The sequence below is a fragment of the Campylobacter showae genome (assembly GCF_004803815.1).
Classification (GTDB): Bacteria; Campylobacterota; Campylobacteria; order Campylobacterales; family Campylobacteraceae; genus Campylobacter_A; species Campylobacter_A showae.
Genome location: NZ_CP012544.1, coordinates 484,188 through 502,973 on the forward strand (window position 1 = coordinate 484,188; position 18,786 = coordinate 502,973).

The window sequence follows — 18,786 nt, forward strand, 5'->3', positions numbered from 1 at the left end:
AAAAATCAATACAAAAGATAAACAATGGCTGTATTTAATCTAAATTTAAACGGCAACTATTCAAAACAGTTGCTAAGCTACTATATATGAAGTCAAGATACCCAGCCGCCGGTCGGTAAAGTAGCGTCCTAAATAAATATATCACCGCGATAAAATAAAAGGCGAATTTTGAACTTAAATCTAATACGCCTCGTAACGATGATAAATTTTGGTTTTTAGCGGTTATGGATAGCATAGAAAATAGCGTCGTTTCATCGCGGTTTATCCGCATCGGCGGTCAAATTTGCTTAATAAAACGACTAACTAGCCTGCCTAAACGCCAAACGACTACCGCAGACTAGCTAAATTTACACCAAATCCCTGCTGCTAAAGATAAAATACCCTCCAACAAGCATAATAGCGCCCAAAATCAGCGGGTAACAAATCGAGTAAAGCACGAAGCCAAATACGCTAAAGTTATTTAGCACGAAATTTGACGCCACGCCGATAACGGCTAAATTTGGATCAAATAGGCTAATCGCCGCGATCCTAAAGACTTCGATAGGGTTAATGAGTGCGATAAAAAAGATGATATCCTCGCGCACGTTACTCTTCATCAAAAAGCCCATCAGCGCGAGATCCAAAAACGCTAGCAAGATAAGCCAGAGCAAAAACGCGACGCCTTGACCCATTTCTTGATTTTTGATCATTGAGGAGATGAGAAATCCAAACGACAAAAATACGAAGCTAAGTGCGAAAAGTAAGACAGTGTAGAGGCTTAGGATATCCCACGGGATTTCTATTTTTTTAACTAGACCGGCAGCCACGGCTAAAACGAAAGAGAGCAAAAGCGGCACGAAAATGACGAAAATGCGCCCCAAAGCCTTGCCGAAATAGTATTCGCCCAGGCTAACGGGAAAGCTAAGCATATACTCAAGCAGGTTCGTATCGCGGTCGGCGCTGATACTGCGCACGGTCGAGATGAGGATAAAAATGGGCACGATAACGATGCAAATTTGGATAAAAAGCAGCAAAAGCCGCGTAAGCCCGCTAAAGCCCAGCACCCGCGAGTCCGTCACGCCGCTAAAGATAAAAGTAACGATAAGCCCCATAAAAACTAGCATATAGATGAGAAACCAGCGCGAGCGTAGCGACTCGGCGACGTCTAGTTTGGCGATGAGTAGCAAGTTACGCATGCGCGCCTCCTTGAGAGATTAGCTCGTCTTTTATGATCTGCCCCAGATCCATCTCGACGTAGCGGTTTGATATGCCCTGCACCTCATCAAGCCTGTGCGAGATGAAAACCAGCGTCTTTTCGCACGCAAACTCGCCTAGCAAGTCCATAAAATTTCGCCTGGCTTTGGGGTCTAAATTTGCCGTTGGCTCATCAAACATCATAGCTTCGGTATCTTTAGCAAAGGCGATTGCGATTAGCATTTTTTGCTTCATACCGCCTGAGAGTTTATAAAAGGGCTTGTGAAAATTTCCTTTTAGATCAAGCTCCATTTTCTCGCAAAATTTTTCTATGTTTTCCTGAGCGACGTTTGAACTTTTGCAGACGAACTCGCAAAGCTCTTTTAGGTTAAATTTGAGCGGCGGCGGCGTTTGCGGGACGAAAGATATCACGCTAAGGGCTTCTTTGCGCGCGGTAAATGGGTCAAAGCCGTTTACTCGCACCTCGCCGCTGTTTGGCTTAAATTCGCCAAGTATTATGCGCATCAGCGAGCTTTTGCCGGCGCCGTTTTGCCCGAGCACGACCGTTTTTTGCCCCTTTTTTATGCTTAAATTTACGTTTTGCAGTATCTTTTGCGAGCCAAAAGCCTTGGTGATGTCTTTTAAGATTATCAAATTTATCCTTTTAGATGAGCTTTTTAAAGCCGTTGTCGAATTTCAGCGCGTCGTGGTGGCACACGTCGATACAGCGCCCGCAAAGCGTGCAGTCGCCGCCCACGAGACGAAATTCTTTTTTATTTTCGTCGCCGTCTAGTTTAGCGTTTTTCTTCGTGATCTCTAGCACGTGCGGCACGAGACAGGTATCGATGCAGACCAAACAGTGGTCGCAGCGATCTTTGTTCCAGCTAACTTTAACGGCGTTGGTGCGGGTTAGCAGCGAGTACGTCGCGCCGATGGGGCAGACGTAGCGGCACCAGCCTCTGCGGGAGTAGAAAATCTCGACTAAAAGTATAAAAACCGCAAACCAAATCGCGTGAAAATAGCCGTAGATGACGAACCTAGACACTATACCCGTCACGCTAAATATCTCAAACACGAGCTGCGAGCTAGCAAAACTCATCGCGATAAAAAGCGCGGTAAAGACGTAGCGCCATTTGGGATCGAACTCGCGGCGTTTGATTATCTTTTTAGCGGCTAAATTTTCGTGGATTTTCTCGCCGATCTCGCCCAAAAAAGTATAAGGGCAAATCCAGCCGCAAAACGCTCGACCGCCCACGAGCGCGTAAAAAAGTAAAATCGTAGCCGTGCCGATGATCAAATTTATCGGAAACTCGTGCGTCGCGGCAAACACCTGAAAACTCATAAAAGCGTCGGTCAAATGAAATCCCAAAATCCTTGATCCGCTGATGTCGCCTTCTAAAATTTGAATATCCGCGCGGTAAGAAAGCACGAACAAAGTATGCACTAGCGCGATCACGACGAGGCGGCGTCCTCGCCAGCTGAGGCTTTTTTTGCCCTCGCCGTTTTTTATCGTCAGCGTATCGAAAAAATCGACCTTCGAGACCGTGCAACGCGTGCTATATTTATCCATCCGCTACTCTTTAAATTTTGAAATTTCATCAGCTAACAAGCCTAAATCCTCGTCTGATACGTTGTTTAAAAGTCCCTTCATTAGGCTGTTTGGTACTTTATTTTCTTTGTAGTCTTTTAGCCTAGCTAAAATTTCGTCCTTGCTTTTGCCTGAGATTTTAGGCGCCATTACGCCCTTGCCGTTTGCTCCGTGACAAGGCGCGCAGGATGTTAGGTATCGTTTGCTAACGCCCTCGCTTGGCTGATTTGCTACGCTGTTTTGTAGCTGTTTTATCTTTTTGATCTCTTCGCTATCTTGCAAATTTAGCTCTTCGTTTACGACCTTTGGCTGCGTTTGCTGCGCCGGCTTTAGCTCGGGCCTGCTAGCGTCCTTTACGGGTGCTGAGGGCTGGCTAGTCAGCATAAAAACCATGAGTGCAAGTACCAAAACTCCAAAGATTATCGCTATTTTCTTTCCCATTTTAGCCTCCTATTTTTTTCTAAATTGCTCGTTAAATTCGCTGATTTCGTTTGCTAGGGCGCGGATTTGCGCCTCGTCTAGGGTTTGGACTAGGTCTTTCATCAGCGGATTTGCCTTTTGCTTGCTCTTATACGCGGCGATCATGTCGTAAATTTGATCCGAGGTTTTATTTAGCAGCGACGGGCCGATGATACCGTTGGCGTAGTCATCGTGACAGGCGGAGCATTTTACGATAAAGTCCTTGCTAAGCCGCCCTTTGATGAGTTTTAAATTTATGCTTTGCAGCGGGCTTCGCACCATCGCTAGTGCGCCTACCGAGCGGCTAGTTTCGGTCTCCTCGTCGTCCAGGCCAAATTTGACTCTCTTTTTGCCGTTTATATCGTAGGTCATAAACTGATCGTAGTCTTTTTGCGCGGTTGCGTTTGAGTCTGCTTTTTGCGTCTCTATCATGCCTGAGGCGGCGGGCGTCGCTTGCGTTTTTGCCGCTTGCGTCGCGCTTTTTTTATCATCTTTGCTCTCGCAGCCCGTTATCAGCATGGCAGCAGCGAGGGCGACGAGACAGCCTAAAATTTTATTTCTCATTTTTATCCTTTGTAAATTTCATCATAGCCGCGGTTTGGCGCTATGTCGATGATCTGTGCCGGGCAAACCTCGGCGCACACGCCGCATCCGACGCAACCTTGTTTAAATTCGGGCAAATTTCGCCCGTCGCTTTTAGCCATCGCTATGGCGACGTCTCCGACCGGACAGAGGCTCACGCATAGATCACAGGGCTTGTCCACGCTATTTTGGACGGCGTCTTTTACGGCTTGCTCGCGGTCGTTGTAAATTTTACGCTCAAGCATTTTCGTAATGCCGTTTAAATTTACGTTTTCGTTTTTGTACGCTAGACAGGCCTCGCGTCCTCGCAGCACGCCCACGCCCATCTTTACGTCGCTGATCTGCGTCGTAGCGTGATCTAGCGCGCCGCTGGGACAGGCCAAAACACAAGGGAAAAGGTCGCACAGATAGCAGCCTCGCTCGTGCGCGTCGATATAGGACGTGCCGTTTGAGTAGCCCTGCGCGATGTCTAGCAACCCGATGCTGTGATATGGACAGACCTGCACGCATTGGCCGCATTTTATACAGAGCGATTCGAAATTTTTAACCGCTCCGGGAGGCCGCAAAAAAAGCTCGTCCGCGCGCGTTTTGGGTAAAAAATATCCGATGCCGTAGCCTGCGGCCGCCGCGCCTGCCGTTAGGGCGATAAAATTTCGTCTATTCATAGCGTTGCCTTTTCGGCGTTATTGGGGCGCATTTTAGGAGAGCCGTCCTCTAAAAGCTTAAGCGGCTCGGAAAACGGCGCAAGCTTAGCTAGGAAATTTAGCCCGCTAATCACGGTAGAACCGTAGAAAAAGCGCAGAGCCGGATAGTACTGCCAAAGCTTGTCGGCGTAAACGAAGTGCAAGTATGGCGTATCGCCGATACCGTCTCTATCGACGTCGAGTCCCTCGTATTCGTCGAAATAATTACCGCTCCACTCGTTTAGCTCGATCTTTGAGCCGGGCGTGTCGTTGATAGCCGTTTCCATGTTGCCGATAAAATCATTACCCTTAAACACGCTTTTTTCCTGCGTCGCGTGCATTTGCAGCCCGATGACGTTGTATAAAATTTGATTATTTTCGATCAAATTTACGGTGCCCGGATTTAGCGGCGAGCGGTCGGAGTAGATGCCGCGCGAGTTATACAAAAAGGTATTTTCGCTCACGGTAAAGCCCGAGGTATCTTTTAGCGCGATACCCACGCCAAAGGCTCCGTTTGAGTTGATTATCACGTTTCGGCGCACGAGGGAATTCGTAGAAAACATAAAATACATCCCCACTGCACCCCCGCTAAATTCGTTATCCTCGATGAGGTTACCCGCAGAGTACATCGTATGCACGGCGTAGCGGTTGTTTTGTCCGTAGTTCTTGCGGATTATGTTGTTGCTGGAAAACCACGCTACGATGTCGCGGCTGTTATAGACGTAGTTGCGCTCGATTAAGTTTTCGTGCGAATACCACGCGCGCACGGCGTCGCCGCGTCTAGGCACGTCAAAGCCCTCTTTTGAGGTGATGTTGTTATCTCTGATGACGGCTTGGTTGCATTCTGATAGCTCGATACCGAAAAGCACGTCTTTAAAGCGGTTTTTCTCGACTAAAATATTATTGCCCTTTGCGCAGCTTATGCCCGCATCTAGGTTCATCTGGCTCGTGCCGCTGCCTTCGATGTTTAAATTTATGAGCTTTACGTTTTTTGCCGTTACTTTTATCACGCTTGATTTGCGGTCGCCTCGTATCACGGCGCCATCGCTTTTGCCTATTATCGAGAGCGGCTTATCGACGATTATATTTCCCTCATAAAGTCCGTCGTTTAGGCGCAAGATGTCGCCCGGTTCCGCAGCGTTTATAGCGTCTTGCAGCGGACCGGCGAAGGCCGTCAAATTTAGCGCGAAAAAGAGCAAAAGCTTAAATTTCATTTCGCGTCTTTGAGCTCTTTTTTCTTTGAAAATACGGCTAGTATACAAAGCGCGCTCATAGCCATCATCACCCAAAATCCTATGCTAGGATACGAGTGCGTTGTAAACTGCGCGACCTTGCCGTCGCCAAGCACGGTCGGCATAAACGGTTTTATCTTAAACGCGCCCCACTCTTGCATATTGTGCCCGTACCAGTAAAGCCAGCCCGCAAACGCGCCCATGAAAAGCAGCGGAGCTATGGTCGGAAGCACCATGAGCAGGGAGTTAAATTTGCCGTCGTAGTATAAAAAGGCTAGCATGCAAAGCGTGGAAATAAGCAGATAATAAGGCGCAATCGCGCGCTCGACGTTGCCGCCGTGCTCCATCGGATACATGCCGATGTAGTGGTTTATGGTGTTCATCTCGTGCACGTCGCCGCTGTATCCGTCAACGTGAAAATAAACCGGAATACCGTCTGGAAAGGCGTCTTTTGGGTAGTTTGGCGCTTCAAGCGCGACGTACCAGATAGGAAAAGATGGCGTGCCGATCTCGGCTTTTTGCTCGATCGCTTTTTGTAGGCTGGCTTTTACGTCGTCTGGCATCAAGTGATTTTTGTACTGAAACGAGGTGTAAAGGTCGTAAATTTTATACGAATACCCGGCGAGAGGCTCGCCCGCGGCGATCTTAGCTTTGGCTCCGAAAAAGCCCAGCACCGGGATCGTAAAACAAACGGTCATCAAGACTAACGCGATAATAGTGTAAATTTGATACTTCTTCATCGTTTCTCCTTTATTAAATTTAAAAAATTTTTCGCGAAACACTTTTTAAATTTAACGAAAAAGGCTCGGATTACGCGCTCCGAGCCTTAAATTTAGCGGTTAAATTCGAGCCGCTAAGCTCAAATTTAGACTACATTCCCGCGTTTTCGTCGATCCATTTTAGGTATTCGATGATATCTTTGATCTCTTGATCGCTCATGTGCTGATTAGGCATTCTTAGGTTAAAGTAATCGATCATAGACTTGATATACTCGTCGCCGTAAAATTTAGCTGGATCTTTGATAAAGTCAAACACCCATTTCTCGCCGTTTTCGTGACGCAAAAGAACGCCGGTTAGATCTGGACCCGAGCTAACCTGACCGATGACGTGGCAGCCGTTACAACCGCCTTTTAGATAGGCTTCCTCGCCTTTGGCGGCAGCCGGGCTCATAGGTGTGGCGATCTCTTTAGCGAGATTGTTTTTAGCTCTTAGGCCGACGTCCGCGGTTTTAACCATATACTGCCATACTTGGTACTCCCATAGTATCGCGCCGTTTACGTCGCCTTTTTTGTAGGCTTCGTCGGCTTTTGCTTTTACTTCAGGGATTTTGCCGTACTGATCCAGAGCGTCGGTAACTAGCTCTTTTACCTTAGGATATTTTTCATAATGCTTCTCTTTTAAATACGTAACGACGCTTTGGATAACTTCGTCGGTAGCTTTGTTTGTAGCGATTACTTTATCGTATTCGGCTTTTAGAGCTTCTGGACTTAGGGTTTTTAGCTTGCTTGCTTTGGCGGATTCGTATTTTTTGTTCGGATCTTTAACTAGCAAGTAACCCATCATCTCAAGGTGCAGCGCAGAGCAAAACTCTGTGCAGTAGTAAGGGAATACGCCCTCTTCGTCCGCTACGAAATTTACGGTCGCTGTTTTACCAGGCTCTAAAGACGCGTGGATGTTATAAAGATCCACGGTAAAGCCGTGAGTCTCGTCCTGGGCGCGCTCCAGGTTGGTTAGGTGGATGGTTACGTTGTCGCCTTTATTTACCTCGATATGCTCAGGATTGATGTGGCTTCTGATCATCGTAGCATAGACGGTTACGTTTTTGCCGTTGCGCTCGACTCTTTCTTGTCCGGCAAGAGTTGCGAACGGACTTTCTTTACCGGTGCGAGAGTTTGTTCCCATGGCATAGGTGGTAGCCGGTTTTAGCTTGCTAGCCGCGATCGAAACTACGTCGTGAGGTTCGCCCAGAGGTATCGGCATATCGTATAAAAGCTCCATTTTTGAGCCGGCTATGTCGATTAGCTGGTGGTTTTGCGGGTGAAGAGGGCCGACCGGGTTAAAGCGATCGATCGAAAGTTTATCAAGAGCGATAGCGTATTTTCCCTTAGGTTTTGACGATTTTCCCTCCATAGTATCAAGGTGTCCGATGTTGTAGTGGACGTTGATCCTATCTAGAACTTTTAGATTTTTGTAGTCCCATTTCACGATCTGGCTATCGACGTAAAGAGAGGTATAGATGATGCCGTCTTTTTCGTCAAAAGAGTTGTGCAGAGGTCCAAGGCCAAGTTCGACTTGTCCTTGCAAGCTCTTTGCCATATCAAGCACAGGGATGCCGTACGGATCGGTGCCGGCAAACTCTTTTTTATCGATTAGGTTTTTGATCTTTTTAAAATCATAAACCGTCGCATGAGTATCTAGCTTGCCGCCGATAACGATATAGCGGCCGTCAGGAGTGACGTCTACGCCGTGCGGGCTCTTTGGCTCAGGGATCAAAAATAACGCGCCGGCTTTAACCGCGGCGTCTATGGTAACTACTCTATGACCGTTTATCTCCATGTAGTTTTTCTTATCCTGAGCTAGCTTTTCTAAAATTTGCCAGTTATAAATGTGCAAATAGTCAGTGTCGTTTCTGCTCGCGCCCGCTTCAAACGGAGGCAAGCCCTTTTCGATACCGCCCGTATACATCTCGGAGTTTATCGAGTTTGTAAACGCCCAACCGAAACTCTCGCCCTTACCGGCGTCGCTTAGGTCCTGCCAGTACGGAGGAAGCTCGAGCGAGAAGGATGCTTTCTCGTCTATCTTACCTTTTGGATAGTCAAATTTCCAAAACGTTACCGCGCCGCGGTATGCGCTTTCGTACTCGTCTATCGAGTGGTAGCCGTTATCTAGCGGAGCCGCGTACTGCGCCGCTTCGATGACGTATTCGCTATTTGGAGTGATGAAGCTGCCGCCGTGTTCGCTTTTTACGATTGGATTAACGACGATTTGAGTAGTTTCGAAATCGTGCAAATTTATAACCGCGATGCGAGGGTTGGCTTTGTCGTTGATGAAAAGATAATCGCCGACGTATTCGCCGTTTTTCTCGGTTAAAGCAGGGTGGTGAGTGTCGCCCCACGTGATTTGTTTGCCTCTGATGGCGCCGCTTTTTAGGATGGCTTTAGACTCCTCGTCGTAGCCGTATCCCTGCCAAGGCTCGGGCGTAAAGACGCCGATATACTTGTAAATCCTCATTGAAGGCACGCCGTAAACCATTACCTGTCCGCTTTGGCCTCCTGAGGAAAATACGATGTAGTCGTCTTTTTTACCGCTTGGCTGATATGTTTTAGCGGCCGCTAGGATGTCTTTTTCCGTTAGCCCGCGCGCTTTCATGATAGCTTGCAAATCGCTATCCGCCGCACACGCACTGCTAACGGAAAACGCGAGGCCCGCAGCCGCAACGATACCGCAACTAAGTAGTTTGTTCATTGAAAATCTCCTTTCCTAAGATTTTTTCTTGTAAATTTGGATCTCGCCGTTTATGCTAACGGCTATGACGCTATCTTCGTCGTTAAAAATTTTTATCACGGCGTCAGAGTTTTTGCCTATTTTTTCTATCTGTTTAAATTCCGCGTCGCTTCGTAAAATTTCGCCGTTTCCAAGCCCGACATAAACTTTATCCTGCACGACCAGCAGGCTTTTAACGCGCGAATTTGAGATTTTGTAAATTTGGACGATTAGGTTCGGGGCGGCTTTGGTCTCTGTGCTCGCCGAGTTTTTTGTTTCTAAATTTGTAGAGTTCATCAAAATTGCGTTTGTTGTGCCGCTAGTCAAATTTAGATCCGCTTTGTTTTGCGCGTTTTTGACGGCGGTTAAATTTGAGCTAGAGTTGTCTTTGCCGTTTGTTTGCGTCAAATTTGCTTCGGTATCCAAATTTGTTGTACCAGTTTGCTTGCTTGCTAACTTTTTGTTCGTCAAATTTTCCCCAGCGTCAAATTTGAGGCTCGCTATCTCGCCGCTAGCAAGCCCGAAAATCACGCCTGAGCTTATCTCCGCCGCGCTCAAAGCTACGGATTTTAATCTGCCTAGATTTTTTGCCTTCATGGTGCTTAAATTTACGCTAAAAACCGATCTATCCCAGCTAGTTATCAGTGCGGCGTCGCTTAAAATTTGACAGGTTGCGATATGGTATGCGCCGTCAAGATTTGCGCGCGTCAGCTTTTTTGACGCAAGATCGTAGGAGATAAAGGCGTCTTTGCCGGCGACTGCGTAAATTTTGCCGTTTGCGACGTGAAGGTGCGTTATCTGCGTATCAAGGCTTAAATTTGAAAGATTTAGCATGCCGGCAAAAGAGCTAAAATCATCGTTAAATTTAGCTATCTCGCCGCCAGCAAATCCTGCATATAAATTTGCGTGGTCAAAGGCTAGCGAGGTTATCTCGTCTGTTTTAAAGTCAAATTTGTTTATGGTTTTTAGGTCTTTTTTATTAAGTATGTTTAGCGAATTTTTGGTATCGTAGACGGGTAGGGTTTTGTTTTGCTCGCTATAGGCGCAGCTTTTTACGTCGAGACTAGCCGTAGCACTAAAATCGCTTGCGAAGGAGAAAACAAATAGAGCGCATACGAGCGCTATAATTTTCATAAATGTCTTTCAAATTTAAATTTTCTATTAATGAAACTATACAACCGGAAGGCTTAAAGTATATTGATTTAAATCAAAATCGTTAATAATTGAGCATAAAAAAATATCTCTGTGTTATAACGTAACACTCATAACAACTAAATAATAAAGCTGTTATTATTTCAGATTTTCCAGCGTTTTTTTGATATTTTGCGCCGTTAGATTGGAGATCTCGGCGACGAATTTATCGTTTTTATCTAGTACGTATAGCGAGGAGCTATGAGCGACGGAGTACTCCATGACCGATTTTTCCAGCAGCACCTTTTGATACTTCACGCCGTAGCTTTTTGCAACATTAGGCAGATTGTCTAATACTATGCCGTAAGAATTCGGATAAAAATACTTTGCGTACTCATCGACGTTTTTAGGCTCGTCGCGCTCCGGATCGAGAGTGACGAAAATCACGACGATATCGTCTCTTTTAAGCTCGTTTAACACGCCGCTTAAGATACCTAAAGTCGCAGGGCAGACGTCCGGACACGAGGTGTAGCCAAAGTATATAATCTTATTTTTACCCTCAAAGCTCTTTAGACTCACCGCGCCGTTTGTGCCCTTGCCGGTAAAATCGTAATTTTTTAGACCCTCGGCGACGTTTGCGCTTTGACCGTTAGGGGCGTATTTGTTTGAATAAAATGCGAGATAACCTACGCCAAGAACCGTTAAAATCAGTATAAGTACGATAAGAAGCTTTTTCATCATCCGCCCTTTCAAGTGAAATTTGCATCTACTGATGCAAGTCGAAGTCTATATAAAGTCCGCTTTTTTTACCGTTTTCTAGCACCTCGAAACGGTACCTCATGATGTTTATCAGGCACGCGCTTAGCACGATGTTTGATATGTAGGCGTTGTCGCGTTTTTCTACTTCGGCCTTAATCATACCCATGTCCATATTTACGCCGTGGATCTCAAGGCTCGGGTTTTTAAACCCTTCTAGCCCCTCGATGCGCACTAGCGTAGGCTGCATAGTGTAAACGGGCTTTGGCGAGAGGCTAAATTTAACCGTCTTGCCGCGAAACTCTACGCCGCATGAGTGCTCGGCGTTCATATCGCAGGGAAGCGGGGTTAAATTTGCCCCCACGTCCTCTGCGCTCAAAAAGTCCTCTTGTGCTTGCGGTTTAAAAAACAGGTACGCCGAAGTACCCAAAACGCCGACTAGAAGGACTAAAATAATGAGAAATTTTTTCATTAATGCTTGTGGTGTCCGCCGTGATCGTGTCCGTGTTCGCCGTCTTTTTTAGCTACGACCGCTTTTGCGACGATATCTTTTAGCTCGAGTTTTTGTCCGTTATCAAACTCTAGCGTAGCGTCTAGTTTGTCGCCTTCCTTGATCGGAGCTTTGATATTCATCAGCATTACGTGCAGACCGCCCGGTTTTAAATTTGCCTCGCCCATCGCAGGCACCTCGATATTTTCTATTTGCACCATCTTTTTCATGCCGTCTACTTCTTTGTGCGTATGTATCTCGCCCGTAGCGGCCGCCGGAGAGCTAGCGCCGACTAGTTTTACTGGCTTATCTGTGTTATTTTTGATGTCGAAAAACAGAGCCGTATTTTTTGCGCCGGGAGGTGTAGCCTTGGCGTAGATATCAACGATCTCGATATCTGCGGCATTTGCAAAGCCCAAAGAGGCGGCTAATAGAGATAAAGCTAAAAATTTGCTTTTCATTTTTTGCGTCCTTTATGTATAATTTTGATATTCGCTATTGTAACACAAAATAAAAGCTTTTTAAAATTTTTAAGAGAAAATGTAATATAATTCTGGCCTTTATTACGAAAATACTCAACGTTAGGGAAATTTTGAAAAAATTACTCGGCTTACTTATTTTTTATGCTTTTTTTTCTCAAATTTTACTCGCCGAGGCTTTAGCGGACGCAAATTTGACGGGCGCTAAATACTGGCTAAAAAAGCTAGGCGCAGCCGACGTCAGATACGGCTACTACGAGGCTAAGACCAAAATCATCGTCGTAAATAAAGCGCAAAAAACCCTGCAAAGCTTCGAGTATGCAGGCGGCGCGCTGAAGGAAATTTTCTCGCAAAGCGTGATAACGGGCAAAAGCGGGGATAAATTTAAAGAAGGCGACCTAAAAACGCCGGTCGGAGTTTATGACGTTACCGATAAATTTACGCCGTCCGATCCCTTTTACGGGCCGCTCGCTATGTCGCTATCATACCCGAACGCCCACGACAAAGCCGCTCAAAAAACGGGCGGAGGCATCTGGATACACGGTCTGCCGATGAAAGGCAAACGCGACGATGAAGTAAAAACGCGCGGCTGCGTGGCGTTTAACAACGACGCGCTGGTAAAATTCGGCAAACTAATCGGCAGCGAGGGCGTCGTGATAATCAGCGAAAGCCAGAAGGTAGACGCTAGCAAAGACGACATCGCGCGCGTGCTGGCGCATCTGCACGAATGGCTGCAGGCGTGGCGAGATAACGAAACTAAAATTTACCTCGGCTTTTACGCGGACGAATTTGTAAAGATAGAGGGCAAAAATGCGCTAACGAGAGCCAAATTTGCCGAAAATAAAAAGAGAATTTTCGCGCTAAACGAAAAAAAGAGCATAAAAGCTTCAAATTTTAGCGTGACGCCGTATCCAAACGTCAAAGGGCAAAATCTTTTTAGGGTGGTTTTTGATGAGGATTACGCTGCGCCTAGTCACGAATTTAAAGGAAAAAAAGAGCTCTATGTGCGCCTAGATAAAGATAAATTTAAAATCTTAACGGAGAAGTAAATGCAAGAAAAAAAAGAAATAGTAAAAAATCAAATCGAGGAAATTTTAAAGGCTAGGAGCGAGTTTTTCGCCGAGCTAGACCGCCAGGTGCCAAAGGTTGCGGGCACGGACGTGTTTGACTTTGCGGCGGTTAAGGAAGCTGATCTAAAGGCTCTCTACGCCAAATTTTACTCTTACGATTATAGTATTAGGAAGCTACTTCCTAACGTTTATGAGGCGTTTGGTGTAAAATTTAATGTCTGAACTCGTTTTAAACAGATCCGCCTACATCCATAATCTAACCAAAATTTGCGCCAAAGCAGGCGGCAAAGATCGCGTGATTTTGGTGCTAAAAGACAATGCCTACGGTCACGGAGCGGCGCTTGTGGGGCGTGAGGCGGCGAGCTACGGTATTAAATTTTGTGCGGTCAAAAACGAAGTCGAGGCGCGCGAGCTGGAGCCGTTTTTCGAGCATATTCTCATCCTTTCGCATATTCCTAACGGCGGCGAGAGCGAGCGATTTATCTACTCAGTAAACGACATTTCGCTGATTGCTAAATTTAAAAAAGGCGCACGCGTGCATATCGCCGTCGATACGCTCATGCACCGAAACGGCGTCTCGGTGGGCGAAGTGCGCGCGGCATGCGAGTCGGCCTTGGCGCACGGACTGCAAATTTGCGGCGCATTTACGCACTTTAGAAGCGCCGAAGAGCTTAGTAGCGATTATTTCGTGCAGAGGCGAAATTTCGCCGCGGCAAAAGCCGTGGTGCGCGAAATTTGCGGCGACGGTTTGGTCTTTCACTCGCATAACTCTGCTGCGACCGAGCGCTTCGGCGAGCTAGCGGACGAGTACGTGCGCGTGGGCATCGCCGCCTACGGCTACGCGCAGTTTGACGATAGTTTGGGGCTAAAGCGCGTGGCGTCGCTCTGGGCGCATAAAGTTAGCGGTAGAGTACTAAAAAAAGGGCAATGCGCGGGCTACGGCGCTAAATTTTGCGCGAGCGAGGATATGCAAATCGCCGTTTACGACCTGGGCTACGGCGACGGGCTGCTGCGATACACGGGCGAGGGCGAGCTAAAGACGGCGGGCGGACAGCGACTGCTTGGCAAAATGTCGATGGATAGCTTTTGCTGCGAAGACGCGGGCGATAGAATTTGCGTATTTGACGATGCGCGCGTTTGGGCGGATTTTTTCGGTACGATCAGTTATGATGTTTTGACTAAGCTTTCGCCTAGTATCTCAAGGCGGTTTGAGTAAAACTTCTCGCAAGTCCGCTTGAGCTCGCAGGTAGCAAACCCTGCGTGCAGAACTAGTGACAAAAGCTAGCTTTTCAAATTTATGAGCTTAGTCTGCTATCTTCAAAAACGTAAATTTGCCGTCTGATTCAAATTTACGCCGAATTTTGCCTATACCAGCCCGTGGTTTTGTAAATTTAAGACATCGTTTGGCGGTAAAAAATTTATCGCTTTTTTCTTGGGCGGCATCGTGCTAATTTTTTTGATTACCGATTTGTAGCCCGCCATATCAGCGGGCAAAGCATTTTATGTTTTAAGGCGTTATCGTATTTGTTCTTATGCCTCTACGCCCGCGTTTTAATTTGGATTTGCGATAAAATCGGACAAGATTCCATGCGGCTAAATTTTCGTAGCGGCGTCAAATTTACGCAGGGTTAGCGTGGGTCGTTTGGATTTTTAAAGCCGCGACGTAAATTTGCCGCCATGCGAATTTGCATTCCGCCAATTCTCAAATTTACTTTAAAATATCTTCAAGCGCCGTTTTTAGATCGCTAAATTTAAAGCTAAATCCGCTCTCTATCAAGGCTTTGGGATAGACTTTCGCACCCTCAAGTAGCACGATTGATCCCTCGCCAAACATCAAATTTAACGCAAATTTAGGCACTTTAAAAAACGTCGGTCGCCCCAAAACCTCGCCTAAAATTTGAGTAAACTTGACGTTGGTGCTAGGGTGTGGCGAAACGAGATTAAAGACGCCGCTTTGACGGTTTTGTAGGGTAAATTTAAACGCTTCCAGCAAATCAGCGATGTGAATCCAGCAAAACGCCTGCTCTCCGCTACCGAGCTTTCCGCCAAGACCGAGCCTAAATGCGGGCAGCATCTTAGCCAGTGCGCCACCTCGCCCCAGCACCACGCCTAGGCGAAATATCGCCGTTTGCGTCCGCGCTTTGGCGGCCTCGCTCTCCCACTCGCATGCTAGTTCGCCCAAAAATCCGCGGTCAAATTTGACCGAGCTCTCGTCGTGACTAAGGCCGTTTTCGTAGATACCCACAGCCGAAGCGCTGATGAAAAAGGGCGGATTTTCTAGCTCGTTTATAGCGCAAACCAGCGCGCGAGTCGTCTCTATCCTGCTTGCGCGAAGCTGCTTTTTATACGCCTCGCTCCACCTTGCGGCGATAGAAGCGCCTGCTAAATTTATAACCGCATCGCAGCCGCCGATGAGGTTTTTGAGCGCGTCTTTGTCTGCGTAGGCGGCTCGCGGTATGGCTACGACCTCGTGACCTTTGGCTCTAAAAAATCTGCAAAGCTCGCCGCCGATAAATCCGCTCGTGCCGTTTACGGCTATTTTCATATTTTGCCTTTTTGATAAATTTTTATTTTGACGCGTACGGCTAAATTTGACGCGACGCAGGGTTAAATTTAGCGTTAAATTTAACGCTCAAGCCATTTCGCTTAAATTTGCCGGCAAAACGAGGGCTTAAATTTGCCGTCAAATTTACTTTCTAAAATACTCTTTCACGCCGTTTTCGCCATCTAGTTGCGAGCGTAAATTTTCTAGCGCGGCGATACGATCTTGGGTGCTCGGGTGTGTGCGAAATAGCGAACCCAGCGCGCTTTTTACGCCGCTAAATGGATTTATGATAAACATATGCGCGCTTTGTTCGTCGGCGTTTGCCATCACACGTCCGCGCGCGTAGTCCTCGAGCTTTCGCAGCGCGCCGGCTAGGTGCTGGGGCTTGCCGGTTATCATCGCTGCGCCCCTATCGGCCTCAAACTCCCGCGCCCGCGAGATCGCCATGCGTATGATCGTGGCGGCTAGCGGCATGATGACGGCTAGGGCGATTAACATTAGCGGATTTTGCTTGCCTTGACGGTTTGCCGCGCCAAACTGCGCGAAATTTGCCAGTATCGCGATCGCTCCCGCAAAAACCGCCGCGATAGAGCCCGTTAGGATGTCGTAGTGGCGCACGTGACTTAGCTCGTGAGCTAGCACGCCCTCGATCTCGTCTTTGTTTAGTATATTTAGCAGTCCCTCGGTCACGGCTACCGCGGCGTGGCTAGGGTTGCGACCCGTGGCAAATGCGTTTGGTACGGCTTCTGGGATGATGTAGATCTTTGGCATCGGCAAATTTGCCTTCGCGCAAAGCTCGCGCACGATCTGATAAAGTCCCGTCGCATGCGCCTCGTCAACGGGTACGGCTCGGTAGTGCTTTAGCACGAGGGTGTCCGAGAAAAAATACGAAAAGAAGTTCATCCCAAGCGCAGCTAAAAATGCCACCAGCATGCCGCTAGTGCCGCCTATCGCGCCGCCCACGGCTACGAAAAGCAGCATTAGCACTGTCATCAAAAATGCGGTTTTAAAAAGTTCCATTTGTTTCCTTTGCTCGTAAAATTTTACGAAAATATCTCGCCGCGGTCTTTTATCTTTTCTATGAGGGCGAAAATATCTTTCTCCGCCATGCGCATCGGAGCCGAGCCCAGCGCGCCTAGATCGTTTAGATAAATCGCATCGTCCGAGTTTAATTTTATAAAAAATCCCAGGTCGCCGTCTTGGCCTATCATATAAAAATTTGGCTCATAAAGCGCTACTTCGTAGGTTTCGTTTCGCTCGGCAAGAGACGCGCGCCCGTATAGATACGCACCCGCTCCCGCTTCGTTAAAAACCTCCACGCACTCCTCGCCCTCGATATTTTCTAAAAATTTCAGATATAACGGCGGAAATTTTATCATCGTTTATCCTTGCCTATTACGGCGGTTTTAAATATCGCGGCGTCCGCGCCAGTCTCGCTAAGCGCGGCTAGCTCGCTTTGGCTCTCTATAATAACACAAATTTGAGCGTCAAATAGATAATCCTGTGCCAGTTTTGCCGTTTTGCCGGCAAGCTCGCGGGGCACGACGATAAATTTCGCTCCGGCCGCGTTTGCGACGATGATTTCGTTTAGATTTTCCGTCTCGACGCAAAACTGGGCGCCGAGCTCCTGCGCGCGCTCTATCGCTGCTGCGTCAAATTTAAACAAATTTTGTTTGCCCGCTTCGATCTGCTCTACGTTTTCGCGCCAAAACAGCGGCTCATAGGGTACTAGCTCGTGGCCTATTAGTTTCATTTTCTATCCTTTATACAGTCCTCGCAGACGTATCCGCCGCCGCTTATTACGGCGTCTTTTGCCTCTATAAAGGTGCCGCATTTTTTACATTCGACGAAATTTTCGGCATCTTTGTCTTCTTTTTTTGCGCCGCCTTTTACGCCTCTTTTGACGCGGGTTTTAAAAAATATCATATAAATCGCGATTAAAACCGCTAAAAAAGCCAAAATTTTAAATAACATCGCCGCCCTTTATAAATACGTAATTTCGGTTGCCGCGCCCGTAAATTTGAGCATTGAGCCCCTCTAGCTCACTTTGCACGCTGCTTCCTTTGTAGAGTAAAATTTGAGTTTGCGCGTCAAAAAAGCCGTTGCAAATCCCAAGTAAATCTTTCGTTTTCATCAGCGCGCGGCTCGTGATCAGCTGCGCCGCAAAGGGCTCGCCGTCCTCGATCTTACAAGATTTTACGCGCACGTTTGTTAAATTTAGCTCAGCCTTGACATAGCTTAGAAACGCCGATTTTTTCGGGCTAGGCTCAAAGAGATGCCACTCGCACTCCCTTAAAATCATCGCGAGAAATATCGCGGGAAAGCCCGCTCCGCTGCCCACATCGATCGCCGTTTTAGCGTCCAAAATTTGCGGGAAAATTTCAAGCGGAGCTATGCTATCGGCTATCTGCTCGTTTAAATTTTTGTAGCTAGTTAGGCTGTGCACGCGGTTAAATTTAGCCAAAATTTCGCTAAATTTCGCCGTTTGCGCATCAAAGTCCCTCGGCAGGTCAATTTTCATCTAGCATATGCCCCATCTGCTCTTTTTTCACGCGCAGGTAGTTTTCGTTAAATTTGTTCGCGTGTATGACGATCGGCACGCGAGAGACGATTTGCACGCACTTTAGTCCCGACAGTTTTTTCGGGTTATTGGTTAGCAAATTTATCTTTTCGATGCCGAAGTGCTTTAAGATAAAATCCACGATCTCGTACGTGCGCTCGTCGGCCTTAAAGCCTAGCTGATGGTTTGCCTCGATGGTGTCAAGGCCCTCGTCTTGCAGGTGATAGGCGTTTACTTTGTTTAGTAGGCCGATATTTCGCCCCTCTTGGCGTAGATAAATCACCATGCCGCCGTGCTCCTCGATGTATTTTAGGCTGGCCTCTAGCTGGTCGCGGCAGTCGCACTTGAGACTACCGATCGCATCGCCCGTTAGGCACTCGGAGTGGATGCGGACGTTTACGACCTCGCCGAAAGGTTTTTTATATATCGCCAAATGTTCCTTCTCGCCCTCCTTAAAGGCCTTTATCTCGAATATCCCGAAACGAGAGGGTAAATTTGCCGTATTTGAAAGCTCGATATTCATAAATTTTTAACTCCTATTATGTTACACTAAGC

The 18,786-nt window shown here is 47.2% G+C and carries 23 protein-coding genes; 3 read left to right on the forward strand and 20 right to left on the reverse strand.

Going from position 1 to position 18,786, the window contains the following annotated elements:
* Window positions 1-347: 347 nt before the first annotated feature.
* The 13 genes from CSHOW_RS02385 to CSHOW_RS02445 form a co-directional block, all read right to left on the reverse strand.
* On the reverse strand, window positions 348-1,175 hold the full coding sequence (locus tag CSHOW_RS02385; protein ID WP_002947657.1) for an ABC transporter permease: 828 nt from the start codon (window positions 1,173-1,175) through the stop codon (window positions 348-350).
* Complete coding sequence (locus tag CSHOW_RS02390; RefSeq protein ID WP_002947656.1) at window positions 1,168-1,827, reverse strand: ABC transporter ATP-binding protein; 660 nt, start codon at window positions 1,825-1,827, stop codon at window positions 1,168-1,170. Before CSHOW_RS02390 ends, CSHOW_RS02385 begins: the two co-directional genes overlap by 8 nt.
* Window positions 1,828-1,837: 10 nt before the next feature.
* Entirely contained in the window at window positions 1,838-2,743 is a 906-nt protein-coding gene (locus CSHOW_RS02395; RefSeq protein ID WP_002947655.1) for a NapH/MauN family ferredoxin-type protein, read from the reverse strand.
* Between the two features lie 3 nt (window positions 2,744-2,746).
* Window positions 2,747-3,202 carry a c-type cytochrome gene (locus CSHOW_RS02400; RefSeq protein ID WP_002947654.1) on the reverse strand — a complete coding sequence of 152 codons (456 nt, stop codon included), beginning with the start codon at window positions 3,200-3,202 and terminating at the stop codon, window positions 2,747-2,749.
* Between the two features lie 9 nt (window positions 3,203-3,211).
* Window positions 3,212-3,784 carry a c-type cytochrome gene (locus CSHOW_RS02405; protein ID WP_002947653.1) on the reverse strand — a complete coding sequence of 191 codons (573 nt, stop codon included), beginning with the start codon at window positions 3,782-3,784 and terminating at the stop codon, window positions 3,212-3,214.
* A gap of 2 nt (window positions 3,785-3,786) precedes the next feature.
* Window positions 3,787-4,467 (reverse strand): 4Fe-4S dicluster domain-containing protein, encoded by a 681-nt coding sequence (locus CSHOW_RS02410; protein WP_002947652.1) that lies wholly within the window; start codon window positions 4,465-4,467, stop codon window positions 3,787-3,789.
* Window positions 4,464-5,699 (reverse strand): nitrous oxide reductase family maturation protein NosD, encoded by a 1,236-nt coding sequence (locus tag CSHOW_RS02415; protein ID WP_002947650.1) that lies wholly within the window; start codon window positions 5,697-5,699, stop codon window positions 4,464-4,466. The genes CSHOW_RS02410 and CSHOW_RS02415 overlap by 4 nt, the downstream gene beginning before the upstream one ends.
* Window positions 5,696-6,457 carry a hypothetical protein gene (locus tag CSHOW_RS02420; protein WP_002947648.1) on the reverse strand — a complete coding sequence of 254 codons (762 nt, stop codon included), beginning with the start codon at window positions 6,455-6,457 and terminating at the stop codon, window positions 5,696-5,698. The genes CSHOW_RS02415 and CSHOW_RS02420 overlap by 4 nt, the downstream gene beginning before the upstream one ends.
* Window positions 6,458-6,587: 130 nt before the next feature.
* Window positions 6,588-9,182 carry a Sec-dependent nitrous-oxide reductase gene (nosZ, locus tag CSHOW_RS02425; RefSeq protein WP_002947645.1) on the reverse strand — a complete coding sequence of 865 codons (2,595 nt, stop codon included), beginning with the start codon at window positions 9,180-9,182 and terminating at the stop codon, window positions 6,588-6,590.
* 15 nt (window positions 9,183-9,197) lie between these two features.
* On the reverse strand, window positions 9,198-10,334 hold the full coding sequence (locus tag CSHOW_RS02430; protein WP_002947644.1) for a hypothetical protein: 1,137 nt from the start codon (window positions 10,332-10,334) through the stop codon (window positions 9,198-9,200).
* A 156-nt stretch (window positions 10,335-10,490) separates the two neighbouring features.
* Window positions 10,491-11,069, reverse strand: coding sequence for an SCO family protein (locus CSHOW_RS02435; RefSeq protein ID WP_002947642.1), 579 nt, complete (start codon window positions 11,067-11,069; stop codon window positions 10,491-10,493).
* Between the two features lie 28 nt (window positions 11,070-11,097).
* Window positions 11,098-11,559, reverse strand: a complete 462-nt coding sequence (locus CSHOW_RS02440) for a hypothetical protein (protein WP_002947641.1) — start codon at window positions 11,557-11,559, stop codon at window positions 11,098-11,100.
* Window positions 11,559-12,038, reverse strand: a complete 480-nt coding sequence (locus CSHOW_RS02445) for a copper chaperone PCu(A)C (protein ID WP_002947639.1) — start codon at window positions 12,036-12,038, stop codon at window positions 11,559-11,561. The genes CSHOW_RS02440 and CSHOW_RS02445 overlap by 1 nt, the downstream gene beginning before the upstream one ends.
* 131 nt (window positions 12,039-12,169) lie before the next feature.
* Here CSHOW_RS02445 and pgp2 point away from each other — a divergent pair, with 131 nt between their 5' ends.
* The 3 genes from pgp2 to CSHOW_RS02460 are packed head-to-tail and all read left to right on the forward strand — an operon-like array spanning window position 12,170 to window position 14,342.
* Window positions 12,170-13,105 carry a cell shape-determining L,D-carboxypeptidase Pgp2 gene (pgp2, locus tag CSHOW_RS02450; protein ID WP_002947638.1) on the forward strand — a complete coding sequence of 312 codons (936 nt, stop codon included), beginning with the start codon at window positions 12,170-12,172 and terminating at the stop codon, window positions 13,103-13,105.
* Window positions 13,106-13,348: a CmeU family protein gene (cmeU, locus tag CSHOW_RS02455; RefSeq protein WP_002947637.1), complete on the forward strand. Its 243-nt coding sequence runs from the start codon at window positions 13,106-13,108 to the stop codon at window positions 13,346-13,348.
* Window positions 13,341-14,342 carry an alanine racemase gene (locus CSHOW_RS02460; RefSeq protein ID WP_002947636.1) on the forward strand — a complete coding sequence of 334 codons (1,002 nt, stop codon included), beginning with the start codon at window positions 13,341-13,343 and terminating at the stop codon, window positions 14,340-14,342. The genes cmeU and CSHOW_RS02460 overlap by 8 nt, the downstream gene beginning before the upstream one ends.
* A gap of 492 nt (window positions 14,343-14,834) precedes the next feature.
* On the opposite strand, the gene CSHOW_RS02465 is transcribed toward CSHOW_RS02460, so the two are convergent.
* The 7 genes from CSHOW_RS02465 to ribA form a co-directional block, all read right to left on the reverse strand.
* On the reverse strand, window positions 14,835-15,671 hold the full coding sequence (locus CSHOW_RS02465) for a TIGR01777 family oxidoreductase (protein WP_002947633.1): 837 nt from the start codon (window positions 15,669-15,671) through the stop codon (window positions 14,835-14,837).
* A gap of 144 nt (window positions 15,672-15,815) precedes the next feature.
* On the reverse strand, window positions 15,816-16,691 hold the full coding sequence (gene htpX, locus CSHOW_RS02470; RefSeq protein WP_002947631.1) for a zinc metalloprotease HtpX: 876 nt from the start codon (window positions 16,689-16,691) through the stop codon (window positions 15,816-15,818).
* A 23-nt stretch (window positions 16,692-16,714) separates the two neighbouring features.
* Window positions 16,715-17,050 (reverse strand): hypothetical protein, encoded by a 336-nt coding sequence (locus CSHOW_RS02475; protein WP_002947630.1) that lies wholly within the window; start codon window positions 17,048-17,050, stop codon window positions 16,715-16,717.
* Complete coding sequence (locus tag CSHOW_RS02480) at window positions 17,047-17,424, reverse strand: hypothetical protein (protein ID WP_002947629.1); 378 nt, start codon at window positions 17,422-17,424, stop codon at window positions 17,047-17,049. Before CSHOW_RS02480 ends, CSHOW_RS02475 begins: the two co-directional genes overlap by 4 nt.
* Complete coding sequence (locus CSHOW_RS02485) at window positions 17,421-17,645, reverse strand: PP0621 family protein (protein WP_002947628.1); 225 nt, start codon at window positions 17,643-17,645, stop codon at window positions 17,421-17,423. The genes CSHOW_RS02480 and CSHOW_RS02485 overlap by 4 nt, the downstream gene beginning before the upstream one ends.
* Entirely contained in the window at window positions 17,635-18,192 is a 558-nt protein-coding gene (rsmG, locus tag CSHOW_RS02490) for a 16S rRNA (guanine(527)-N(7))-methyltransferase RsmG (RefSeq protein ID WP_002947627.1), read from the reverse strand. The genes CSHOW_RS02485 and rsmG overlap by 11 nt, the downstream gene beginning before the upstream one ends.
* The gene (gene ribA / locus CSHOW_RS02495) at window positions 18,182-18,754 is read right to left on the reverse strand and encodes a GTP cyclohydrolase II (RefSeq protein ID WP_002947626.1); all 573 of its coding nucleotides are present in this window, start codon (window positions 18,752-18,754) and stop codon (window positions 18,182-18,184) included. Before ribA ends, rsmG begins: the two co-directional genes overlap by 11 nt.
* Window positions 18,755-18,786: the final 32 nt, after the last annotated feature.